The sequence below is a fragment of the Agrobacterium sp. CG674 genome (assembly GCF_053521645.1).
On the sequence record NZ_JBNWDZ010000002.1, the window covers coordinates 560,455 to 583,009 of the forward strand.

The window sequence follows — 22,555 nt, forward strand, 5'->3', positions numbered from 1 at the left end:
CTACCAGTCAATTTCAAGGGATGCAACCAAAAGGAAACTTGTGGATTGCCCGCATACGGAACAATCTGTAGCGGTGTCCCGGGCGCTCGCATTCCTTGATGCTCTCGCTATCAGCGTGCGGTGAGAAATTGATCTTTGCTATGGCATTCATGGTCCTGAGACTTGGTTCAGACGGATTTTTCCTACAAATGAAACTACTCCATTGAGATTTCCGGTGCTCTTGCGTTAAGTGTGGAGAGTTTCACCGGAATGAGCTTAATTTTGTCCTACTCCGCTTTCATCATATGCCTTAATGAAGAGGCATATCTCGGCAATTGCATAGAAAGCCTCGTAGGCTGCGCCGAAATTGTGATCGTTGATTCCGGGTCGACGGACGGTACGCAGGCGCTGGTGCAGAGCTATATAGACAGGGGTTGGCCTATCAGGTTCATGTTTGAGCCCTGGCGTGGCTATGCCGGCCAAAAGCAGTTTGCGCTGGAGCAATGTACGCAAGCTTGGTGCCTGAATATTGATGCTGACGAGCGACTGGATGCGACCTTGCAACAGGCTCTGCCGCAGCTCGTTGAAGCACCCGATACCATCGTCGGCTGGAAAGTCGCACGCCGTCCGTACCTCATCGGCTATGGCTACACGCCGGAAAGTGTGCGCGAACGCAAGAACCTGCGGTTGATCCGCAATGGCAAGGGCGCTTATGATCTGTCGCAGAAGGTTCACGAGGGCATCGTTCCATCTGGCCCGGTCAATTCGTCTGAGAAGGGCAGTCTCCTGCACTATCGCCCGCTCATCATTGACGAGCAAATTCTCAAGGAAAACAAATACTCCAGCCTGAAGGCCGATCAGCAGTTCGCAGAGGGTCGACAGGCCAGAGTGTCTAAGTTGCTTGTGTCGCCGTGGTTGTATTTTCTGCGCCTTTATTTCAAAAATGGCCTGTGGCGTTGCGGCGTACCGGGCTTTATCGAGGCGGCGACAGGCGGTGTCTATGCGTTCCTCACCCAGGCAAAAATCTATCAGCGTCATGCCCTGAAACGTCGACCCAATGTCGACGATTCTGTGCGCGGAAGGAATACGTGATGAAAGTGCTGCACATTCATTTTGGGAAAGAGGGCGGCGCAGAACGTTTCTTTGTAAACCTGGTTACCGCATTGGGCGAGCGGGGCGTCGAACAGCGCGTCTTAATCCGTCCGGGGCGGAGTTGGCGGGCTGCGATCGAAAACACTGCTGTCGTATATGAAGGCATATTTCGCCGAATTTCGCTGTCCCGGTTTCTGTTGTCATGGCGGTTGAGAAGGATCGTCAAAGAGTTCAAACCAGATGTGATCATGACATGGCAATTGCGCGCGAGCCGTTTTATGCCGAATACCAAAACAGCGCTTCGAATTTCTCGGCTGGGAGATTACCCGGAGCATCTTGGTTATTACCGAAACTCAGAAGTGCTTGTCTGTATAACACCTGACATGGCTGAACGCGTAAAGAGCCTGGGTTGGGAGCGAGGCATTGACGTTATTCCGAATTTCAGCAACGCAACCTCAATTCCGCCGATCTCTAGGCGTGCGCTGGACACGCCTGAAGATGCCTTCGTCGTTGTTGCCATGGGACGGTTCGTAAAGCGCAAGGGTTTTGCACATCTCATTCGCGCCATCAAAGATATGGAGGGCGCCTATCTTTGGTTGCTGGGCGACGGTCCAGAGCGCGAAGAGTTGTCCAGGCTGGTTGAAGGGCTTGGTTTACAGGATAGGGTCAAGCTCCCGGGCTGGAAGAGCGATGCCTACGCTTACCTTGCTGCGGCAGATGTTTTCGCGATCACCTCTCTGCATGAGCCCTTGGGCAATGTGTGCTTTGAAGGCTGGGGGGCAGGAAAGCCGACCGTGGCTTTTCGTGCAGAAGGCCCGTCCTTCGCCATGACGAATGAGGTCGATGCCTTGATGGTGGATTGTGGAGACGAGAAAGGTCTGGCGGATGCGATCAACCGGCTTCGAAACGACGCGGCATTGCGCCAAAAACTGGTTGAAGGCGGGCACGCAACAACACGGGAGAGGTTCTCCAAGCAAGCCATTACGGACGCCTATCTGAAGCTCTTCGAGAAGGCGGCGGTCAAATGAGAGTCCACCATTTTCACTTCGGGAAAGATGGCGGCGCGGAACGCTTTTTTGTCCATCTCGTCAACGCTTTCGCCAGACGTGGGATAGATCAGAGCTGCGTGATACGAAAAATTCGCGTTTGGCGAAGGGATATCGAGACGGTAGCAGATATTACGGAGAGCAATTTCCGTAATGTTTCGTTGGATCGTTTCCTGCTCCCCATCAAGGTTCAGGCCATGGCAAAGGCTCATAAGCCCGATGCGATCATGGCTTGGGCGCCGCGTGCCAGTGAATTGATGCCAGCCTATAAGGGCTGCATCAAGCTTTCGCGTCTGGGCGACTATCCAACCAAGCTGGATTACTTCAAGAATACCGACATCCTCGTCTGCAATACGCCCGGTATTGGCGAGCATGTTCGCAGTCTTGGCTGGACGCGTGGCGTCGAAGTGATTTCCAATTTTACCAACACGCAAGAGATCGCGCCCATTTCCAGAGCGCTGCTCGATACGCCGGAAAATGCTCCCGTGGTCATGTCGATGGGCCGTTTCGTCAAGCGAAAGGGCTTTCACACACTGATCGATGCCGTCGCGGCTTTGCCTGGGGTCTATCTCTGGCTGGCGGGTGATGGCGAGGAGCGTGAAAGCCTTGAGGCGCAGGTGGATGCGCGCGGCATGCGGGAGCGGGTTCGCTTCATTGGCTGGCAGGACGATACACGTCCTTACGTTTCGGCTGCAGACATCTTCGTCATGCCATCAAGCCATGAGCCGCTGGGCAATGTCATTCTGGAAGCGTGGGCTCAGAAAAAGCCGGTGGTTTCGTCCAGATCGGAAGGGCCAATGTGGTTCATGGGCGATGGAGAAAATGGTTTGCTGGCGGATATTGGCGATGACGCCGGTTTTGCAGCTGCCATCAGCAGCCTTTTGAATGATCAGGCGCTGTCCCAGCGCGTAGCAGCTGGCGGACATGAGACCCTGATGCGTCAGTTTTCAGAGGAAGCCGTGTCCTCTGCTTATATCGAACTCTTCAAGCGCAAGCCATAAGAGCTTCGTAGACGCTTCCGAGTTTTGCCGCTTCGCCGTCGATGGTGAAATTCTGCGCCACGTGCTGGCGCGCAGCCAGCGATGCCTCGACGCGCTTTTTGTCGTCGCTCATCCAGCTTGTTGCGGCTTGGCTCATGGCATGAAGATCGTCGCGTGGAATGGTGGCTCCGGTTGCATGCTCCACAATCAGCTCAGGGAATGCGCCGACATCGGTCGCGATAACCGGCACGGCCGTTGCCATTGCTTCCAGGGGTGTCAGGCCAAAGCCTTCCCAGCGTTGAGGGGCGATGAAAAGGTCGAGGGTGCGATACCATTCATTGATGTTGGTGTGCTCGCCCACAAAGAGAATGCGGTCCGCAAAGCCTGCAGCGCGCACCTTTTCCTTCAGACTATTTTCGAATTCCACATGCGGCCCGGTGGCGCGGCCAGCAATGATGGCAGACCAGCCCTGATGGTTTGGCAATGTGGCGATCATGGCATCCACGAAGAGGTCCGTGCCCTTCTGGTGGCGCACGCGGCCAAAGCAGCCAACATATTTCTGGTTGGCATCGAGGCCGAGGGCGCGTTTCGCCTCCGCCTTATCGGCGGGTGGGCAGAAGCGGTTTGTATCGATGCCGTGCATGATCACGGTGCTGGGAAGGTCCATATAGGACGCCGTCTTGTTGCTGGTCGCGATGATGGTATCCATGCGCGAAATCAGAAACTTCGTCCAGCCGCTATGCTTGCGCTGGGACGCTGATGTGAAGACAACTTTCAGCTTCATGCGCAGCACATCCCGCATGAGAATGGCAGGCAGCATCTCGATATTGCGCCGCGCATGCCAGACGCGCGGCTTGTGTTCAGGCCCCATTTGCCAGAGCTTCCACAGGTCACGAAAGCGAACATGCGGCAGGCTGCCGGGCAAGCCAGGGCCGATAGCTGCCACCTTCTGCCCCTGCCTGTTCTGAACAGGCAGAAGCTGAATAATGGTGGAGGTTACGCCAGAAAGCCTGCGCTTGAAATTCGGCGCAAGCACCTGGACATCGGCCAAGTCAACATGGGGCAAGATTGGATAACTCGGGGCAGGGGGCCGCTAATCAACCCCAGTTTACGGAGAGGATCTCATAGCCGCGCGAGCCGCCGGGTGCATTCACCTCGATGCTGTCGCCAACTTCCTTGCCGATCAGCGCGCGGGCGATTGGCGAGGAGATGGAAATGCGGCCCTGCTTCACGTCGGCTTCCTGGTCGCCCACGATCTGATAGGTCTTCTGCTCGTTGGATTCTTCGTCGATGAGCTTGATCGTCGCGCCAAACTTGATGGTGGTGCCAGACATTTTCGACAGGTCGATAACCTCGGCGCGGGCCGTCAGGTCTTCAAGTTCGGCAACGCGGCCTTCATTGTGGCTCTGCGCTTCCTTGGCGGCGTGGTACTCGGCATTTTCCGAGAGGTCTCCATGGGCGCGTGCTTCGGCAATGGCTTCGATGATGCGCGGACGCTCCTCCTGCTGGCGGAAGCGCAGTTCTTCCTGCAACTTGATGAATCCACCCTGCGTCATTGGCACTTTTTCTACCATTTTTTCTTCCTTCGCATTCGATCTACGGTACCCGCAGACACAAAAAGAAACAGGTTCCGGAGCAAAACTACGGAACCATGTCAAAATCACAATTTCCGACACTATATCAGAAGACCGGAGTGATTTGCCAGATAATTTGAAGTCATCCATTTCTAGCAGATTTACGAAGTAATAATATTCCTATATTGACTGCGAGCGCAAGAACATATAGTGAACATTGCTATGAAAAAGTCAATAAAAGAGCGTTTGGCAGTCCTTTCCGATGCTGCAAAATATGATGCATCCTGCGCCTCCAGCGGTACGTCGAAGCGCAATTCGTCGGCGTCCGGCGGGTTGGGTTCAACCGAAGGCTCCGGCATTTGCCATGCTTATGCGCCGGATGGGCGATGCATTTCGCTACTGAAGATTCTGCTCACGAATTTCTGCATTTATGATTGTGCCTATTGCATCAACCGGTCCTCCAGCAATGTTGAGCGGGCGCGGTTTACGGTGGAGGAGGTCGTCTGGCTAACACTCGAATTTTATCGCCGCAATTACATCGAGGGGCTGTTTCTGTCGTCGGGCATTATTCGGTCTTCAGATCACACGATGGAAGAGCTGGTTCGGGTGGCAAGAGAATTGCGCGTCACCCATGGTTTTCGCGGCTACATTCACCTCAAGTCCATTCCCGAGGCATCGGCTCATCTGATCGAGGAGGCCGGGCTCTATGCGGACCGCTTGTCGATCAACATCGAGCTGCCGACCGATAGCGGCATCAGCCAGTTCGCGCCGGAAAAACAGCCAGTGAATATCCGCAAGTCCATGGCTGATATTCGCTTGAAAATCGAGGAGGCGGGTGAGCCGACGCTTCAGACCAAACGGGTCAGGAAGTTTGCACCGGCCGGGCAGAGTACGCAGATGATTATTGGTGCCGATGGCGCCAATGACACCACCATTCTGTCCACCAGCGCGCGGCTTTATGGCAGCTACGGTTTGCGGCGCGTCTATTATTCGGCATTCAGCCCCATCCCGGATTCGTCGAAAAACCTGCCACTGATCAAGCCGCCCTTAATGCGCGAACATCGCCTGTATCAGGCAGACTGGCTCTACCGCTTCTATGGCTTCGATATTGACGAGATCGCCTCCACCCAGAAGGACGGGATGCTGGATCTGGATATTGATCCTAAGCTGGCATGGGCTCTCGCCAACCGCCAGCAGTTTCCTGTCGATGTGAACAAGGCGGATCGCGAGACGCTGCTGCGCGTTCCCGGCTTCGGCACAAAAACGGTGAAATCCATCCTTTCGTCGCGCCGGTTCCGGCAATTGCGGCTGGAAGACATCGCGCGGTTTGGCGTGTCGTTGAAGAAGGTCAAGGCATTCGTTGTCGCAGTTGGGTGGTCTCCGGGCAAGTTGACGGAGCGTCCAGACCTGCGGGCCATGTTTGCGCCGCAGCCAGAACAATTGTCGTTGCTTTAATGTATTTGATTTCGCTGGAGGGGCGGGGGGATTTTACCGAGTGGCGCGATGCCGCCCGGCGTTTCCTGTCGGCAAATGTCGCACCACACGAAATCGATTGGCGGTTTCGGGGTGAGGAAACCGGCCTGTTTGGTTTTGAAGAGGGCGACCGCGTTCCAGAGGTTGATGTGACGGCCAGCGTGAACGTTCCTGCGGCCTTCATGCCCCTTGCGCAAACCATCATCTGTCACAGCGATCCGGCCCGTTTCGCTCTGCTCTATCGTCTCCTGTGGCGGCTCCAGAAGGACAGGGTCTTGCTCGGGTTCAAGGCGGACCAGGATGTGGCAGAAGCACGCAAGATGGAAAAAGCGGTGCGGCGCGACAGCCACAAGATGACGGCTTTCGTGCGCTTCAAGGAGGTGCCGCTGGGTGAGGGCGTCGCGGGCCGCCGGCGATTTATCGCCTGGTTCGAGCCGGATCATTTCATTGTCGAGCGAAAGGCATCCTTTTTCCAGCGTCGTTTCACGGATATGGACTGGATGATTCTGACCCCCAACGGGTCGGCGCGTTGGGATGGTGAAACGCTTGAGACCTCGCGGCTCGCGGCTTCAAAGCCCGATCTTTCCGACGAAACAGATGAGCTGTGGCGCACCTATTACGCCAATATTTTCAATCCGGCGCGATTGAAGATCAAGGCGATGACAGCCGAAATGCCGAAGAAATACTGGAAGAACCTGCCAGAAGCAGACCTCATTCCTGATCTTATTCTGAACGCCGAGAGGCGGGTTCTGGAAATGGGTGCCAAGGCGGCAACCGAGCCGCAGCTGTTCCACCATCGCCTTCAGGCTGCGGCGGAAAACAGGCCAGCACCTGTTCTGCCGGATGCCGATACGCTCGAAGGTTTGAAACATCAGGCGCAAGGCTGCACCCTTTGCCCGCTGCACTGCAAGGCCACCCAGACAGTGTTCGGAGAGGGCCCAGCCAACGCCGATGTCATGATTGTGGGTGAGCAGCCGGGTGACATGGAGGACCTTGCCGGTCGGCCCTTTGTCGGTCCGGCGGGAAAGGTGTTCGATCAGGTCATCGCCGAGGCGGGCATCGACCGCGAGGCGCTTTATGTGACCAATGCCGTCAAGCATTTCAAATATGAAGCGCGCGGCAAGAAGCGCATTCACCAGCGCCCGGATGCAGGCGAGGTGCAGCGTTGCCGCTGGTGGCTAACGCGGGAGATTGATCTTGTTCAGCCGAAGCTGATCGTCGCCATGGGCGCCACGGCTGTCTTCGCCCTGACGGAATTGAGAGAGAAGCTGTCTGACCTCCGCGGCAGGCCGATGCCGATGGACGGCGGCAGAACGCTGTTCGTCACCGTCCACCCTTCTTATCTTTTGCGCATACCCGATGAGCAGCGGAAAGCAGAGGAGTTTCAGCGGTTCCGTGACGATATGTTGGCTGTTCACAGACTGATGGAAATGGGCGCGAGGTCTGCCACCGCTGTCTCAGGCTAAGAGGCCAAGCCCTCAAGAAGCAAGCCAAGACGGTCGAAATTCTGTTCGTTGGCGGCACGAATGAATGGCTTCAGGTGCAGCAGTTCATCCGTCGCATCAAAAACCATGTGCCAGCGCAATGTTGTTCCGTTTGGCTCTTCGATGAAGTCCATGGCCATCGTGTAAACATGGATGGGTTCGTGATGCTCAAAGACAATGCGAGCTGGCACGACGATGTCGCGAAATTTCGAGACATTGTGAAACTCGTTGCCGTCAGAGGCTGTCATGGTCAGCTTCCACGTTCCATCAGGACGAAAATCGAATGCGGTGATGGCGTTGATAAAGCCGTCTGGCCCCCACCATTTTTCCAGAAGTCGCGGATCAGCGAATGCTTGAAACAGCATGTCGCGATCAACCGGAAACAGTCTCTCGTTCAGGATTTCCATTTTTTCGGTCATGGTTCTCTCTACAGGCTCGTTAAAGGGCAAACGCTGCACAAAAGAAAACCGGCCAACAGAGATGCAGGCCGGTTTTGCTAAGATGGGGACGGTCTAGCCTGGATCAGAAATAGCTCTGCAATGGCCGCACGTCGAGGCTACCAGCCTTCAGCGCCTTGATGGCAAGCGCTGCAGATTCGGCACCCGAAATCGTCGTGTAATAGGGCACCTTTTGCATCAGCGTGGCGCGGCGAAGCGACTTGCTGTCAGAGATTGCCTTGTTGCTATCAGTGGTGTTGATCACCAGCTGAACCTGACGATTGCGGATGGCGTCTTCGATATGCGGACGGCCTTCCTGCACCTTGTTGATCTTCTCGGCATTGATGCCCTGTTCGGCCAGGAAGCGCTGCGTGCCGCCGGTTGCCAGAACCCGGAAGCCGATCTCCACCAGCTGGCGGATGGCAGGCAGAACCCGTTCCTTGTCATCATCGCGCACCGAAACGAACACCGCGCCAGAGCGTGGCAGGTCGACGCTTGCACCCAGCTGCGCCTTGGCGAAGGCCAGAGCGAAATCTGTGTCGAGGCCGATGACTTCGCCGGTCGAGCGCATTTCTGGTCCAAGCAGAATATCGACGCCGGGGAAGCGGGCAAACGGGAACACTGCTTCCTTGACGGCGATGTGCTTCAGGTTGCGTGGGTCAGGCTTCTCGCCATAGGCGGCTATGGCCGCATCCAGCTTTTCACCGGTCATGATGCGGGCTGCAATCTTGGCAATCGGCGCGCCGATGGTCTTGGCGACGAAGGGCACGGTGCGCGATGCACGTGGATTGACTTCCAGCACGTAGATCGTGCCGTCCTTGATCGCGTATTGCACGTTCATCAGGCCGCCCACGTTCAGCGCCTTGGCCATCGCTGTTGTCTGGCGTTCCAACTCGTCGAGCGTCTCCTCAGAAAGCGAGCGCGATGGCAGAGAGCAGGCGCTATCGCCGGAGTGAATGCCGGCTTCTTCGATGTGCTCCATGATGCCGGAGACGAAGACATTCTCACCATCGCACAGCGCATCCACGTCCACTTCGACAGCATTGGTCAGGTAGCTATCGAACAGCAGCGGGTTTTTGCCCAGCAGCGTGTTGATCTGGCCGGTCTTGTCGTTGGGGTAACGCTGCTTGATATCCTCAGGCACCAGACCGGGAACCGTGTCGAGCAGATAGGTCTGCAACTGGCCCTCGGAATGGATGATCTGCATGGCGCGGCCACCCAGAACATAGGAAGGGCGAACCACCAGCGGGAAGCCGATTTCCGACGCAACGAGGCGCGCCTGCTCAACCGAGTAGGCGATGCCATTGTTCGGCTGCGCCAGATCGAGCTTCATCAGAAGCTTCTGGAACCGGTCGCGGTCTTCGGCAAGGTCGATCATGTCAGGCGCTGTGCCGAGGATCGGGATACCGTTCTTCTCAAGCGCTTCGGCCAGCTTCAGCGGTGTCTGGCCACCAAACTGCACGATGACGCCAACCAGTTCACCCTTCTCCTGCTCAGCGCGGAGAATTTCGATCACGTCTTCAGCTGTCAGCGGCTCGAAATAGAGGCGGTCGGATGTGTCGTAATCGGTAGACACAGTTTCCGGGTTGCAGTTGATCATGATGGCTTCGAAGCCCGCATCCTTCAGCGCGAAGGCGGCGTGGCAGCAGCAATAATCGAACTCGATGCCCTGGCCGATGCGGTTCGGGCCACCGCCGAGAATGACGACCTTCTTGCGGTCCGAAACCTGCGCTTCAGAGCGCAGTTGGCCGACGAAAGGCGTCTCATAGGTGGAGTACATGTAGGCCGTTGGCGATGCGAATTCGGCAGCGCAAGTATCGATGCGCTTGAACACAGGGCGCACATTCAGGCTGTTGCGCAGTTCCGCCACTTCCTTCGGACGCTTTTTCGTCAGGCTGGCAAGGCGCGCATCGGAAAAGCCCATGGCCTTCAGGGAGCGCAGGTTTTCAGCATCCGTTGGCAGGCCGTGCTCACGCACACGCGCTTCCATGTCCACGATTGCCTTGAACTGGGCAATGAACCATGGATCGATCTTGCTGTTTTCGTGAACCTCGGCCTCAGACATGCCTGTGCGCAGAGCCTGTGCCACCATGCGCAGACGGTCTGGCGTTGGTGTGCCGATGGCAGCGCGGATCGCGTTCTTGGAGCCTTCGCCCTCTTCGTAGCCGGGGATTTCGATTTCATCGAGACCCGTCAGGCCGGTTTCGAGACCGCGAAGCGCCTTCTGCAGGGATTCAGCAAAGGTACGGCCAATCGCCATGACTTCACCGACAGACTTCATGGCGGTGGTCAGGATCGGCGATGCGCCTGGGAACTTTTCGAAGGCAAAGCGCGGGATCTTTGTGACGACATAGTCGATGGACGGTTCGAACGAGGCAGGTGTCGCGCCGCCGGTGATGTCGTTGTCCAGCTCATCCAATGTATAGCCGACAGCGAGCTTCGCCGCCACCTTGGCAATCGGGAAGCCCGTAGCCTTGGAGGCGAGAGCGGAAGAGCGCGAAACGCGCGGGTTCATCTCGATGACGACGAGGCGGCCATCCTTCGGGTTAACCGCGAACTGCACGTTCGATCCGCCGGTTTCAACGCCGATTTCGCGCAGAACCGCGATCGATGCGTTGCGCATCATCTGGTATTCTTTGTCGGTCAGCGTCAGCGCGGGCGCGACGGTGATCGAGTCGCCGGTGTGCACGCCCATCGGGTCGATGTTTTCGATGGAGCAGATGATGATGCAGTTGTCCGCCTTGTCGCGAACCACTTCCATCTCATATTCCTTCCAGCCGAGAACCGATTCTTCGATCAGCACTTCGGTGGTTGGAGACGCGTCGAGACCGCCGCCAATGATTTCGAAGAATTCCGAGCGGTTGTAAGCAATGCCGCCGCCCGTGCCGCCCATGGTGAAGGAAGGTCGGATGATGGCTGGCAGGCCAACCACATCAATCGCCTGTGCGGCAATGGCCATGGCGTGGCTGATGTAGCGCTGCTTGCGGTCTGTCTCGCCAAGGTTCCACTGGTTCTCGAGGTTGTCGAGTGCCTTGTCCAGCTCTGCGCCGGAAAGCTTTGCTTTCAGCTCTGCGCGTGCGGCTTCATGCGTCTTGCGGTCTGCGTCCTTGATGTCGGTGGCGTTGGCCAGCATCGACTTCGGCGTTTCCAAGTTGATCCGCTTCATGGCTTCGCGGAACAGAGCGCGGTCTTCCGCCATGTCGATGGCTTCAGGCTTTGCACCGATCATTTCAACATTGTAGCGGTCGAGAACGCCCATGCGCTTGAGGGACAGCGCGGTGTTCAGCGCCGTCTGGCCACCCATCGTTGGCAGAAGGGCGTCAGGACGTTCCTTGGCAATGATCTTGGCCACCACTTCCGGCGTAATCGGCTCGACATAGGTCGCGTCCGCCAGGTTGGGGTCGGTCATGATGGTTGCGGGGTTGGAATTGACGAGGATGACGCGGTAGCCTTCCTCTTTCAGCGCCTTGCACGCCTGGGTGCCGGAATAATCGAACTCACATGCCTGACCGATGACAATCGGACCAGCGCCGATGATGAGGATGGATTTGATATCTTGGCGCTTCGGCATAGCTCTCGTTCCGCTTTTCGTGTTGCGCAAAAAACGGCCAAGGTGAAACTCACCGGCCGGGGGCGCAATTCCAATCTTTTCAGGCTAGAAGCGGCTTATAGGCAAATGTTTTGGCGAACGGAACCCCGAATCTTCGCTTTCCGACAGGAAAGTGCAATGATCATGGAACTGTCTTGCGGATTGATCCTCTCAGCGTTTAAAACCGTAGTTATATTAGAATGCAATAAAGTTTATTCCAGAACGACAGAACGGGGCATTATGATATCAGTCCATTATCTCGACAATTCCCGCGCACACCGCATCCTCTGGCTGCTTGAAGAACTCGGGCTTGAATACGACGTAAAGGTCTATGCGCGCGGGTCTGACATGCGGGCGCCCAAAAGCCTGAAAGAGGTGCATCCACTCGGCAAATCCCCCGTGATCGAGGATGGCGGAAAGATCTACGCCGAAAGCGGTGCGATCATAGAGTATCTGATCGATACCTACGGAAAAGGCGCGCTCAGGCCAAAGCAGGGTACGGATGCCTACAGACGCTATGTCTATTGGCTGCATTATGCCGAGGGGTCTGCCATGCCATTGCTTGTGATGAAGCTGCTGTTTTCCCGTATTCCCCGTCAGGTTCCTTTTCTGCTGCGGCCCGTTGCAACTCTCATTTCCAAAGGGGTCGCGAGCAAATTCATCAATCCGCAACTGAAAGACAATGTTGCCTTCTGGGAAAGCGAGCTCTCGAAAGATGGGCTGTTTACCGGCGGTGAACTGACGGGCGCAGACATCGCAATGAGTTTCCCGGTTGAGGCGGCCATGAGCCGTGTGGATGGCGTTGATGCACAACCAGCTATTCGGCTATACCTCGAAACGATCCGCGCCCGGCCAGCCTATCAGCGCGCGCTTAAAAAAGGCGGCGCTTATGTCTATGCCAAGAGCTGACCTTACGGAACGCTTTGCTCTATCCAGCGTTTAGGCAGGTCATTCAAGGGGAGACATCTATGCAGTGGAGAGGGCGTCGCCAATCCGACAATATTGAAGACAGGCGCGGAATGTCATCCGGCGGCTCTGGTGGCGGTGGCTTCCGCCTGCCTACCGGTGGTCGCGGCGGCGGCATTGGTATTGGCGGCCTCGTCGTCATACTTTTGATCAGCTGGGCGCTTGGCATCAACCCGCTCACGCTTTTGTCCGGCGGTGATATCGGCTCCGACACCAGCAGCCAGCAGACGACTGGCACTCGGCCACAGGGTCAATCCAGCGATGAGACCACGGCCTTCGTCCGGACGGTTCTGGCAGAAACGGAAGACACCTGGGGCAAGCTCTTTAGTGCTTCTGGCGAGACCTATGAAAAGCCGACACTCGTGTTGTTTGCAGGCCAGGTTCGCTCGGCATGTGGCGCGGCGACCTCAGCCAGTGGCCCGTTCTATTGCCCTGTCGATCGCAAGGTCTATCTGGATACGCAGTTCTTCCGGGAACTGGATAGCCGCTTCGGCGCCTCAGGCGATTTCGCGCAGGCCTATGTTATTGCGCATGAGGTGGGTCACCACATTCAGAACCTGACCGGCGTTCTGCCGGAGTTCAACCGCCAGCGCCAATCCATGGGCGAGACGGAAGCCAACAGGATGTCCGTCAAGGTCGAGCTACAGGCCGATTGCTACGCCGGCATCTGGGGCAAGTCCACGCAGCAGAAGGGCATTCTGGAAGCGGGCGATCTGGAGGAGGCGATCAACGCTGCCCACCAGATTGGTGACGATACGCTGCAGAAGAAGTCGCAGGGCTATGTCGTGCCGGATAGCTTCAACCACGGCACATCGGCGCAGCGCGCAGAATGGTTCCGTCGCGGCTTCGAAAGCGGCCGGGTGGAAGATTGCGATACGTTCTCCGCTGATATCTAAAATCAGCTCAACAGCAGCGCCGTCGCGAACATTCCGAGCGCGAATATGGTATGCGCAACGAGATTGAGGACGCGCACCTTCCACGGGTTGGGCGTCTTCGATGCCGCCCAACCGATGCCGAGGCCCGGTTGCAGCAGGAACCAGCCAGCGCCGACGGTCACGATGCCGACCAGCCACGGCAGCAAGAATGTGGGTGCCGCGAACCAACCCTCCGGCACGATGAGCGCCAGAACAACGCCGTAAAGAATTCCGATTGCGTAGTGGGATGCCCAGCCAAGGGCGTTTTCATGCGCGTAAGGCGCGGCGTTCGCAATGCTGTCGTGGAAGACTTTGCCTTTGGGCAGGTGCCAGAACCAGCGCCCGACCGGTCCCCAGTTGGGGGCGGGTTGGTGGAAGAAGCGATGGAGTATAATGGCCCATATGTCCATGAAGGCGGTGCCGCCTATACCCATTAAAATACCAGCCCAAATGATATCCGACATCGATGACCCCCACTGCTTTGTTGGTGGCAACCTCTAGGCTTTTTGCCGTTGCGACAAGGCCAACAATGCAGTGGATTGGCAGCATGATGTGGAAAACCGTGGCCGCCTTGGCGGCCACGTCATTGTTGTGTCAGGTGCGCATCACGCGGCGCGGCTATAGCTCTGCTGACGCTGCGCGTTGGCCAGCTGGAACTGCGCGAGCAGCGCGTTGAGCGCGGCGGCTTCTGTCGCTAGTCCATGGCTCGCCGCCGTCTGCTCTTCCACCATGGCCGCATTTTGCTGCGTGCCCTGATCGATCGTGTTGATGGCGGTGTTGATCTCCTGCAAGGCAGTCGACTGTTCACGCGACGCCAACACGATGGCGTTGATGTGCTGGTTGATCTCCTGCACTTCGGCCACGATGGTGTCGAGCGCCTTGCCAGCATTGCCAACCAGCGACACGCCGGATTCAACCTGGGTCGTAGAGGCGCTGATCAACACCTTGATTTCCTTGGCAGCGTTGGCAGAGCGTTGCGCCAATTCGCGCACTTCCTGTGCCACGACGGCAAAGCCCTTGCCAGCTTCGCCAGCGCGTGCCGCTTCCACACCGGCATTCAGTGCGAGAAGGTTGGTCTGGAACGCGATTTCATCGATAACGCCGATGATCTTGGAAATACCGGATGAAGACTGTTCGATGCCTTCCATGGCCTTCACCGCATCGCCAACAACCACGCCGGATTGTTCGGCATTGCTGCGTGCACGGGCCACCAGACGGCCCACTTCCTCGGCGCGCTTGGCGGAGTCCCGCACCGTTGTGGTGATTTCTTCCAGTGCTGCGGCGGTTTCTTCAACCGATGCTGCCTGCTGTTCCGTGCGCTTTGCAAGGTCGTCGGCAGACTGGCGAATTTCGGTGGCGCCGGCGTCGATGTTGCGCGCATTGTGGCCAACATTGACCAGAGCGCCGTTCAGCTTGCTGATGGATGCGTTGAAGTCTTCACGCAGACGATCGATGCGGGCCACGAAAGGCGTTGTGATGCGGTAACCCATGTCGCCATCCGAAAGATGCGCGAGGCCTGTGGCAAGAGAATCGACGGCGAACTGAATGTCGGCGGCGTCCTTTGCGGAGTGTTGTTCGCGCTCATTGCGCTCCCGTTCGGAAAGGGTACGGGTCTGTTCCGCGTCGCCTTCCAGACGGCGGCGCTCCATGGCGTTGGTGCGGAAGACGGCAACGGCTGCGGCCATTGAGCCGATCTGGTCTTTGCGCTCCTGGCCGGGAATGGTCACATCCAGATTGCCAGAGGCGAGCTGTTCCATCGCCAGCGTCATCTGCGAAACAGGCTTGATGACAAGGCTGTTCACGAGGAATGCGAGGAAGGCGATCATGCCTGCCACTGCCAGAATCGTGGCGACGACGGCGGCGATACGAAACTGCGAGATGGACGCAAAGGCAGTGTCGCTGTCGATGACAAGTCCGACCGACCATTCGACACCGGGAAGCCCGGGCACTGCAATAAAACTGGTGATCTTGTCAGCATCACCAATGCTGGTCTGCGAAACGGTCTGGGCAATCTTCGGCGTTGCGACGGGGAAGAGGTCAGCAAGCGTCTTGTTGATCATGGCTTCGTCTGGATGGATCAGGATCTTGCCATCCTTGTTGACAAGGAACGCATAGCCTTTGTCGCCCGCATCAACGGAGGCGATCATGGAAACCAGTGTTGTCAGCATGAAGTCGCTTGCGGCAACGCCAACCAGCTTGCCATCGCGCTTGACGGGCAGGGCGGCGCTCACCACCAGCTTGCCGGTGGTGGCATCCGTGTAAGGCTCGGTCAGAACCGTGGCATTGGCCTTGACGGCAGCCTGGTACCACGGACGCTGGCGCGGGTCGTAACCTTCGCGCATCTTGGTCGATGGGAAGTTGTTGAAGGCACCGGTTTCGTCGCCGAAATATGCGGACTTGAATTCGCGTGCCAGCACATCGTTGTGCAGGGCAAGCTCCAGCTTTTCCTTCGTTGTTGCCGTTACCATCGATGCGCCGACCATTTCGGTCATCATCACACGTCCGTTCAGCCAGTTGGCGATGCTGAGTGCTGATTGTTTACCGGCAGCATTGATCTTGTCTTCGACGAAATGGTTGGCTGCATCGCGTTGCAGACCGTCAATATAAAGGGAAAAACCTACGAAAGCCGCAACGACCACGCAGGACGCGGCAGCGACGATGCGCGTCATTAAATTTGATTTTTGAGACACTGGTGGACCTCGAAAAGGACCGGTGGGACCGGGTTTGATGGAGACATGCCCATTGGCGCGTACAGCGTGCGTCATGCACCCAGAAAATTGCTTCTCGTCAAGAATCCTTAGTGTCCAACTGTAAACAAACTCTGCGAAACATAAATGTTGCATGATGATTAGACAGCAAGTCATTGGAATTTTTAATCTATTATATTTTTGTGACAGAGTTTTGCGTGCGATATCATTCTTGCGCCAAGGGCGGGAATATCATAATCAGAGCCCGCGCTGCCCATGCAGGTTGTAGCAGGCAGCGGTCTTGCATTTTTGAGGTGAGCCAAATGTCTTCGTCTGTTGCGGTTGAACGAGCTCCGCTGGGTTTAAACTCGTGGGGCGCACATCTGCGTGCAACGCTTGCACTTGGAATTCCCCTGATTGGTGCGCAACTGGCGCAGCTTGGCATTCACACCACCGATATGGTGATTGTCGGCCAGCTCGGCGCTGAAAAGCTTGCCGCCATGGTGCTGGCAGGTCAGTTTTATTTCGTGGTCTTCATTTTCGGCTCCGGTTTTTCCGTTGCCGTGGTGCCGATGGTGGCCAATGCTTACGGGCAGGGGGATGCCACAACGGCGCGGCGCGCCTTGCGCATGGGCATGTGGGTTGCCGCCGTCTACTGGCTTTTGACCGTGCCGCTGTTTCTCAGTGCGGAGAAAATTCTGCTGTCGCTGGGGCAGAACCCCGCCGTTTCAGCGCAAACCGGTGAATATCTGGCCGTCGCGCAATTCGGCCTTTTGCCAGCATTGCTGTTTTACGTCATGCGTGGCCTGGTCAGCGCCATCGGCCGTGCGGGCATCATTCTCTATGCCACCATTGCCATGCTGGTGATTAATGGTTTCCTGGCCTATGCGCTTGTGCTCGGTCATTTCGGCGCGCCCGCTTTCGGCATGATCGGTGCTGCCTATGCCGCTGTTATCGTCAACGCTTTCAGCCTCGTCTTCATCATCGTCTATATCCAGACGCGCGATGAAACGCGCAGATATGAATTGTTCGTGCGGTTCTGGAGACCGGATTTTCATGCCTTGTGGGAGGTAATCCGCCTCGGCCTGCCCATCAGCGTTACCATTCTGGCAGAGGTTACGCTGTTCTCTGCCGCGTCCATCCTCATGGGGCAAATCGGTACGCTTGAGCTTGCAGCCCATGGCATCGCGCTGCAACTGGCTTCCATTGCCTTCATGATCCCGCTAGGGCTGGCGCAGGCAGCAACCGTGCGCATTGGTGTGGCACACGGGCAGAATGATTATCCCAACCTCGTGCGTGCCGCGATCACTGTCTATGGCGTGGCCTGCGCGATTGCCCTCTGCGGTGGCCTGTTGTTTGCGATTGCGCCGGAATATCTGGCCAGCTGGTTCCTCGACCCAAGCCTGCCCGGCGCCGCAGAGGTTCTGGCCTATGCCAGCACGCTCGTCATCATCGCCGGTGTGTTCCAGCTGGTGGACGGCATGCAGGCGGTTGCTGCCGGGCTGCTGCGCGGCTTGAAGGATGCGCGGGTGCCGATGATCCTTGCGCTGATTTCCTATTGGCCCATTGGCCTCGCACTGGCCTGGGTCGCCGCATTTCCGCTTGGCTTTGGCGGACCCGGCGTCTGGTTCGGCTTTGTCGTCGGCCTTTCAGCGGCAGCCTTGCTGCTGACAACCCGCTTTTACCTGATGGTAAAGCGCCAAATGCAAACGGCCCGCTAAAAGCGGGCCGTTGTATCGTAATCTAATTTTATAGAACTATCAGCGCTCTGCCAGCGCTGCTTCGCCCTTTTTCTCCCGCAGCAGGTTCACGAAGCGGCGGAACAGATAGTGGCTGTCCTGCGGGCCGGGCGATGCCTCTGGGTGGTGCTGAACCGAGAACACAGGCTTGCCGACGATTCGCAGACCGCAATTGGTGCCATCGAACAGCGATGTGTGAGTCTCTTCAATGCCCTCTGGCAAAGACTTCGCATCCACCGCAAAGCCGTGGTTCATGGAAACGATTTCCACCTTGCCTGTGGTGAAATCCTTGACCGGATGGTTCGCGCCATGGTGGCCCTGATGCATCTTCTCGGTCTTTGCGCCAACGGCGAGGCCGAGGATCTGGTGGCCAAGGCAGATGCCGAACATCGGCACTTCTGTCTTGATCAGGTCCTGAATGACCGGAACGGCATAGACGCCTGTTGCAGCCGGGTCTCCCGGACCGTTGGAGAGGAATACGCCATCGGGCTTCAGCGCCATGATGTCTTCAGCAGAGGTCTGGGCAGGCACGATCGTGACCTTGCAGTCCAAACCCGCAAACAGGCGCAGAATGTTGCGCTTCACGCCGAAATCCACGCAGACGACATGATACTTGGCTTCGGTTTGCTGAAGCTCGCTGTAGCCTTCATTCCAGACCCATGGCGTTTCGCTCCAGACGGAAGACTGGCCGGATGTGGCTTCGATGGCAAGGTCGAGACCTTCAAGACCGCTCCAGGCTTTGGCTTCTGCCTTCAGCGCGTCGATGTCGAAAACGCCGTTCGGATCGTGGGCGATGACGGCGTTCGGTGCGCCATTTTCGCGGATCCAGGCCGTGAGTGCGCGGGTGTCGATGCCGCAAAGGCCGATGATGCCGCGAGCTTTGAGCCATGCATCGAGATGCTTGGCGGCGCGGAAGTTGGATGGCTCGGTAATATCGGCCTTGAAGATAACGCCGACAGCGCCGCGGCGTGCAGCGGGCGTCAGATCTTCGATGTCTTCGTCATTGGCGCCTACATTGCCGATGTGCGGGAAGGTGAAGGTGACGATCTGGCCCAGATAGGACGGGTCTGTCAGGATTTCCTGATAGCCGGTCAGCGCGGTGTTGAAGCAGACTTCCGCCTGAACCTTGCCGGTTGCGCCGATGCCGGTTCCCTCGATCACGGTGCCATCGGCCAGAACGAGCATGGCGGTGGGTTTGCGGGTGGTCCAGGGTGCTGTCTCGGTCATCTCGTTTCCCGTTTCTGCCACTTCGGCCCGCCTCTTGAAAAGCAGGGGTAAAGCGGTCATCTTTTTTCGCGGATAAGGGCGCGCGAAAGCCTTCGCGTCGTAACCTTCGTTAAAATCCTGTGCAGGTGCCGGAAAATAACGAAAGGGGGGCGAAGGGTCAACCACGCCCATGAGAAATCCTAGGAATTTAAAGGCATCTGAATCAATGGCTTATGCAAATGATTTGCCGATGCACGGTTGCTCGTTTATGCAGCGGGCGAAAATATGAAGGAAATGCCTGGCCCGGATTTGCCGGTTGCGATGGCTTTCCCAAGGAGAAATGACATGATCCGCGATACTTTCGCCGACGCTATGAAAGACGCTATGAAAGCCCGCGATACACGCCGGCTCTCCACGATCCGTTTGGTTCAAGCTGCTATCAAGGATCGGGATATCGCCAATCGCGGCGTTGGCAAGGATGCGGTGTCAGACGAAGAGATCCTGCAGATTCTGGCCAAGATGATCAAGCAGCGCGAAGAATCCGCCGGGATCTACGATCAGGCCGGACGTGCTGAACTTGCCGAGCATGAGCGTGAGGAAATCGCCATCATCAAGGGCTTCATGCCGGAAGAAATTCCGCAGGAAAAAGTGCGTGCCATCCTCGAAGGCGTCATTGCCGAGACAGAAGCCTCTGGCCTGAAAGACATGGGCAAGGTGATGGCCGTTCTGAAAGAACGCTATCCCGGCCAGATCGATTTCGGCAAGGCTTCTGCTTTGATCAAGGAATTGTTGAAGTAAGGCGTTCGCTCTTAAAACATTAAAAGGCAGGGCATATGTGGATGCCCTGCCTTTTTTGTTGCTGGGAAACGCGCTCGGGGGAAAGCGCTTGTTCGACGGAACGGGGGAATTTCGCTCGAACCTTCCAGCGTGCGACGACGCCGACTTTAAGCCGGTGAGGAGAGATTGAGCCGTTTTTCGCGCCGCTTCAACTTACAAATAGGTAATGTTTCGCGGGCGTGCTGCCTGTGAATAACGGGTATCACCCGTTTCGGCGCTTGGTAATTGCGCGCTGGTGGGCTTATATAACAGACTGGCCAAAACAGGCACTGATCCCAGGTAACAATGCGCTTTTCAAACTCATTTCTCGACGAGATACGTGACCGAGTAAACATCTCTGATGTTATCGGCAGACGTGTGACGTGGGACAGGAAGAAGAGCAACGCCTCCAAGGGTGATTATTGGGCATGCTGCCCTTTTCACGGTGAAAAGAGCCCGAGCTTCCATTGCGAGGATCGCAAGGGGCGCTACCATTGCTTCGGTTGCGGTGTCTCTGGCGACCATTTCCGCTTCCTGACCGATCTCGATGGCATGGCCTTTCCCGAAGCCGTGCAGCAGATTGCCGATATGGCTGGCGTGTCCATGCCGCAGCCGGATGTGCAGGCGGAGCGCCGCGAGCGCGAGCGTGCCACGCTGCAGGACGTCATGGAAATGGCGACCCTGTTCTTTCAGGACCAGTTGCAGACCGCAGCCGGTGCACGGGCGCGTGCCTATCTTCGCGACCGTGGCTTGACCGGGCGCACCATCGAAACATTTCGCCTGGGCTTTGCGCCCGATAGCCGCAATGCGCTGAAGGAGCATCTGGCCTCCAAGGGCATTGCCAAGGAACAGATGGAAGCCTGCGGTCTGGTGGTGCATGAAAATGTGCCGGTGTCCTATGACCGCTTTCGCGACCGCATCATGTTCCCCATTCTGTCATCGCGGGAAAAGGTGATTGCCTTTGGCGGGCGCGCCATGGCGGCCGATGCGATGGCGAAATATCTGAATTCCAACGAGACCGAGCTCTTTCACAAGGGCAATGTACTCTATAATTTTGCGCGGGCACGGCGTGCCACGCAATCCTCCGGCACTGTGATTGCCGTTGAAGGCTATATGGACGTCATCGCGCTCTATCAGGCGGGCGTCGAAAATGCCGTGGCACCGCTTGGCACGGCGCTGACGGAAAACCAACTCGACCTGTTGTGGAAAATGTCGACACAGCCGGTGCTGTGTTTCGATGGCGATGGCGCGGGCATCCGCGCCGCCAGCCGCGCCGCAGATCTCGCTTTGCCACATATCAAGCCGGGGCGCTCGGTGAGCTTTGCCCTGTTGCCTGATGGCAAGGACCCTGATGATCTGGTGCGCCATGAGGGCAGGGCGCCGTTCGACCGGGTTCTGGCCGAGGCCAAGCCGCTGGCCGCAATGATCTGGAGCCGCGAGACGGCGGCTGTGACATTCGACACGCCCGAAAAGCGCGCCGAGCTGGAAAACCGGTTGCGGCAGATCGTGTCTGTGATTGGCGATGAAACGGTGCGCCGGTTTTACCAACAGGACATGCGCGACCGGCTGAATTCGTTTTTCCAGCCGCAGTTCCAGCGCAGCAACGGCCCGAATGGAAACTTCCGGCGCAATGATGGCAACAATAATCGCCCCGGCCAGAGAACCCCGGCGCGGGGAACGACCACGGGTTCGGGAAGCATCTCGGATCGGCTGAGCCAGTCCGGTCTGGTGAAGGGATATCTCGGCGCACCCGCCTTGCGCGAAAGCGTGCTGGCTCTGACCATCGTCAACCACCCGCAGCTTTTGCTGGAGGAATATGACGAGATTGCCGCTATCGATTATGAGAACCGCGATCTGCAAAAGCTCTGGTCGCAGGTTTTGACCTATGCGGGCGAATGCGCGGCGGAACTTTCCCGCGATGGTCTGGTTCAACGTCTGGAGGCGCAGGGTTTCGATGCGCTGCTGAAAGCGATGAACCAGCAGGTGCGCAATGCGCGTCTGTGGACAGCAACAGAACAGGCGGCGCCGGAAGATGCGCGTGAGGGCTACACGCAGTCGCTTTCGCTCCACAAGCGCACGAAGGCGTTGCGCTGGCAGAAGATCGACCTTGAGCGCGAAATCGCGGAAGCAACAGAAGCGGGAGACGGCGAGCATATGGTTCAACTGATGCGCGCCCTCTCGGAAGTGCAACTGGAGATCGGAAGAATGGAAAATCAGGAAGCGATCATCGATGGTTTCGGCGTCATGTCCGGCAGGGTCAAGGGGCCGGCCTATGGGCACGGTTAAGTGTTTGATGGCGGCGCAGGCTTGTGTTTTGCGCAGATAGACCTAAATAGGGGTTAAGTTGGTGAAGGCCCGCAAAATGTCGCTGCAATGACGGCTTTTTTGGTTTTTGGCCCTCGGTCAGGCCATAAAGGCTTGACGTGAAGGGAAATAGCGGGAATCACCATTCCAGGAAAGTAAGGTGGAATGGGCCTTGGCGGATCGAAACTGCGTAGAGAAGCATTTTTGGATGCACTGTCTTGATATTCCGCCAGTGGGAGCCGTGATTAAGCGGCAATTAAAGATCATTC

Annotated in this window: 17 protein-coding genes; 10 read left to right on the forward strand and 7 right to left on the reverse strand. The window is 57.2% G+C overall.

Annotated elements, in window-relative coordinates:
- The first annotated feature begins 249 nt into the window (after positions 1 to 249).
- The 3 genes from ACQZ51_RS07870 to ACQZ51_RS07880 are packed head-to-tail and all read left to right on the forward strand — an operon-like array spanning position 250 to position 3,118.
- Entirely contained in the window at positions 250 to 1,071 is an 822-nt protein-coding gene (locus tag ACQZ51_RS07870) for a glycosyltransferase family 2 protein (RefSeq protein ID WP_448776302.1), read from the forward strand.
- Positions 1,071 to 2,099, forward strand: a complete 1,029-nt coding sequence (locus ACQZ51_RS07875) for a glycosyltransferase (protein WP_448776303.1) — start codon at positions 1,071 to 1,073, stop codon at positions 2,097 to 2,099. The genes ACQZ51_RS07870 and ACQZ51_RS07875 overlap by 1 nt, the downstream gene beginning before the upstream one ends.
- Positions 2,096 to 3,118, forward strand: coding sequence for a glycosyltransferase (locus ACQZ51_RS07880; protein WP_448776304.1), 1,023 nt, complete (start codon positions 2,096 to 2,098; stop codon positions 3,116 to 3,118). The genes ACQZ51_RS07875 and ACQZ51_RS07880 overlap by 4 nt, the downstream gene beginning before the upstream one ends.
- Here the strand turns inward: ACQZ51_RS07880 and ACQZ51_RS07885 are convergent.
- Positions 3,102 to 4,163 (reverse strand): glycosyltransferase family 4 protein, encoded by a 1,062-nt coding sequence (locus tag ACQZ51_RS07885; RefSeq protein ID WP_448776305.1) that lies wholly within the window; start codon positions 4,161 to 4,163, stop codon positions 3,102 to 3,104. The genes ACQZ51_RS07880 and ACQZ51_RS07885 overlap by 17 nt on opposite strands.
- A gap of 31 nt (positions 4,164 to 4,194) precedes the next feature.
- Positions 4,195 to 4,671: a transcription elongation factor GreA gene (gene greA / locus ACQZ51_RS07890; protein WP_042617272.1), complete on the reverse strand. Its 477-nt coding sequence runs from the start codon at positions 4,669 to 4,671 to the stop codon at positions 4,195 to 4,197.
- Positions 4,672 to 4,893: 222 nt separating this feature from the next.
- Here greA and ACQZ51_RS07895 point away from each other — a divergent pair, with 222 nt between their 5' ends.
- On the forward strand, positions 4,894 to 6,126 hold the full coding sequence (locus ACQZ51_RS07895; RefSeq protein ID WP_448776306.1) for a putative DNA modification/repair radical SAM protein: 1,233 nt from the start codon (positions 4,894 to 4,896) through the stop codon (positions 6,124 to 6,126).
- A complete protein-coding gene (locus ACQZ51_RS07900) occupies positions 6,126 to 7,610 on the forward strand; it encodes a UdgX family uracil-DNA binding protein (protein ID WP_448776307.1) in 1,485 nt (494 codons plus the stop codon). Before ACQZ51_RS07895 ends, ACQZ51_RS07900 begins: the two co-directional genes overlap by 1 nt.
- Here the strand turns inward: ACQZ51_RS07900 and ACQZ51_RS07905 are convergent.
- Entirely contained in the window at positions 7,607 to 8,047 is a 441-nt protein-coding gene (locus ACQZ51_RS07905; protein WP_448776308.1) for an SRPBCC domain-containing protein, read from the reverse strand. The genes ACQZ51_RS07900 and ACQZ51_RS07905 overlap by 4 nt on opposite strands.
- Positions 8,048 to 8,150: 103 nt before the next feature.
- Complete coding sequence (gene carB / locus ACQZ51_RS07910) at positions 8,151 to 11,636, reverse strand: carbamoyl-phosphate synthase large subunit (RefSeq protein ID WP_448776309.1); 3,486 nt, start codon at positions 11,634 to 11,636, stop codon at positions 8,151 to 8,153.
- Between the two features lie 258 nt (positions 11,637 to 11,894).
- Here carB and ACQZ51_RS07915 point away from each other — a divergent pair, with 258 nt between their 5' ends.
- Positions 11,895 to 12,563 (forward strand): glutathione S-transferase, encoded by a 669-nt coding sequence (locus ACQZ51_RS07915; protein WP_448776310.1) that lies wholly within the window; start codon positions 11,895 to 11,897, stop codon positions 12,561 to 12,563.
- A gap of 59 nt (positions 12,564 to 12,622) precedes the next feature.
- Positions 12,623 to 13,516, forward strand: coding sequence for a KPN_02809 family neutral zinc metallopeptidase (gene ypfJ, locus ACQZ51_RS07920; RefSeq protein WP_448776311.1), 894 nt, complete (start codon positions 12,623 to 12,625; stop codon positions 13,514 to 13,516).
- Between the two features lie 2 nt (positions 13,517 to 13,518).
- Here ypfJ and ACQZ51_RS07925 read toward each other — a convergent pair whose 3' ends face one another.
- A complete protein-coding gene (locus ACQZ51_RS07925) occupies positions 13,519 to 13,998 on the reverse strand; it encodes a DUF2938 domain-containing protein (RefSeq protein ID WP_448776312.1) in 480 nt (159 codons plus the stop codon).
- A 141-nt stretch (positions 13,999 to 14,139) separates the two neighbouring features.
- On the reverse strand, positions 14,140 to 16,224 hold the full coding sequence (gene mcpU, locus ACQZ51_RS07930; protein WP_448776313.1) for a methyl-accepting chemotaxis protein McpU: 2,085 nt from the start codon (positions 16,222 to 16,224) through the stop codon (positions 14,140 to 14,142).
- Positions 16,225 to 16,544: 320 nt separating this feature from the next.
- On the opposite strand from mcpU, the gene ACQZ51_RS07935 reads away from it, so the two are divergent.
- The gene (locus ACQZ51_RS07935) at positions 16,545 to 17,942 is read left to right on the forward strand and encodes an MATE family efflux transporter (protein ID WP_448776314.1); all 1,398 of its coding nucleotides are present in this window, start codon (positions 16,545 to 16,547) and stop codon (positions 17,940 to 17,942) included.
- Positions 17,943 to 17,981: 39 nt separating this feature from the next.
- Here the strand turns inward: ACQZ51_RS07935 and carA are convergent, their stop codons facing one another.
- Positions 17,982 to 19,187, reverse strand: a complete 1,206-nt coding sequence (gene carA / locus ACQZ51_RS07940) for a glutamine-hydrolyzing carbamoyl-phosphate synthase small subunit (RefSeq protein ID WP_042617750.1) — start codon at positions 19,185 to 19,187, stop codon at positions 17,982 to 17,984.
- 324 nt (positions 19,188 to 19,511) lie between these two features.
- Here carA and ACQZ51_RS07945 point away from each other — a divergent pair, with 324 nt between their 5' ends.
- Together ACQZ51_RS07945 and dnaG are read left to right on the forward strand one after the other, a co-directional pair.
- Positions 19,512 to 19,964, forward strand: a complete 453-nt coding sequence (locus ACQZ51_RS07945; protein ID WP_042617262.1) for a GatB/YqeY domain-containing protein — start codon at positions 19,512 to 19,514, stop codon at positions 19,962 to 19,964.
- A gap of 324 nt (positions 19,965 to 20,288) precedes the next feature.
- Positions 20,289 to 22,268 (forward strand): DNA primase, encoded by a 1,980-nt coding sequence (gene dnaG / locus ACQZ51_RS07950; protein ID WP_448776315.1) that lies wholly within the window; start codon positions 20,289 to 20,291, stop codon positions 22,266 to 22,268.
- Positions 22,269 to 22,555 lie beyond the last annotated feature (287 nt).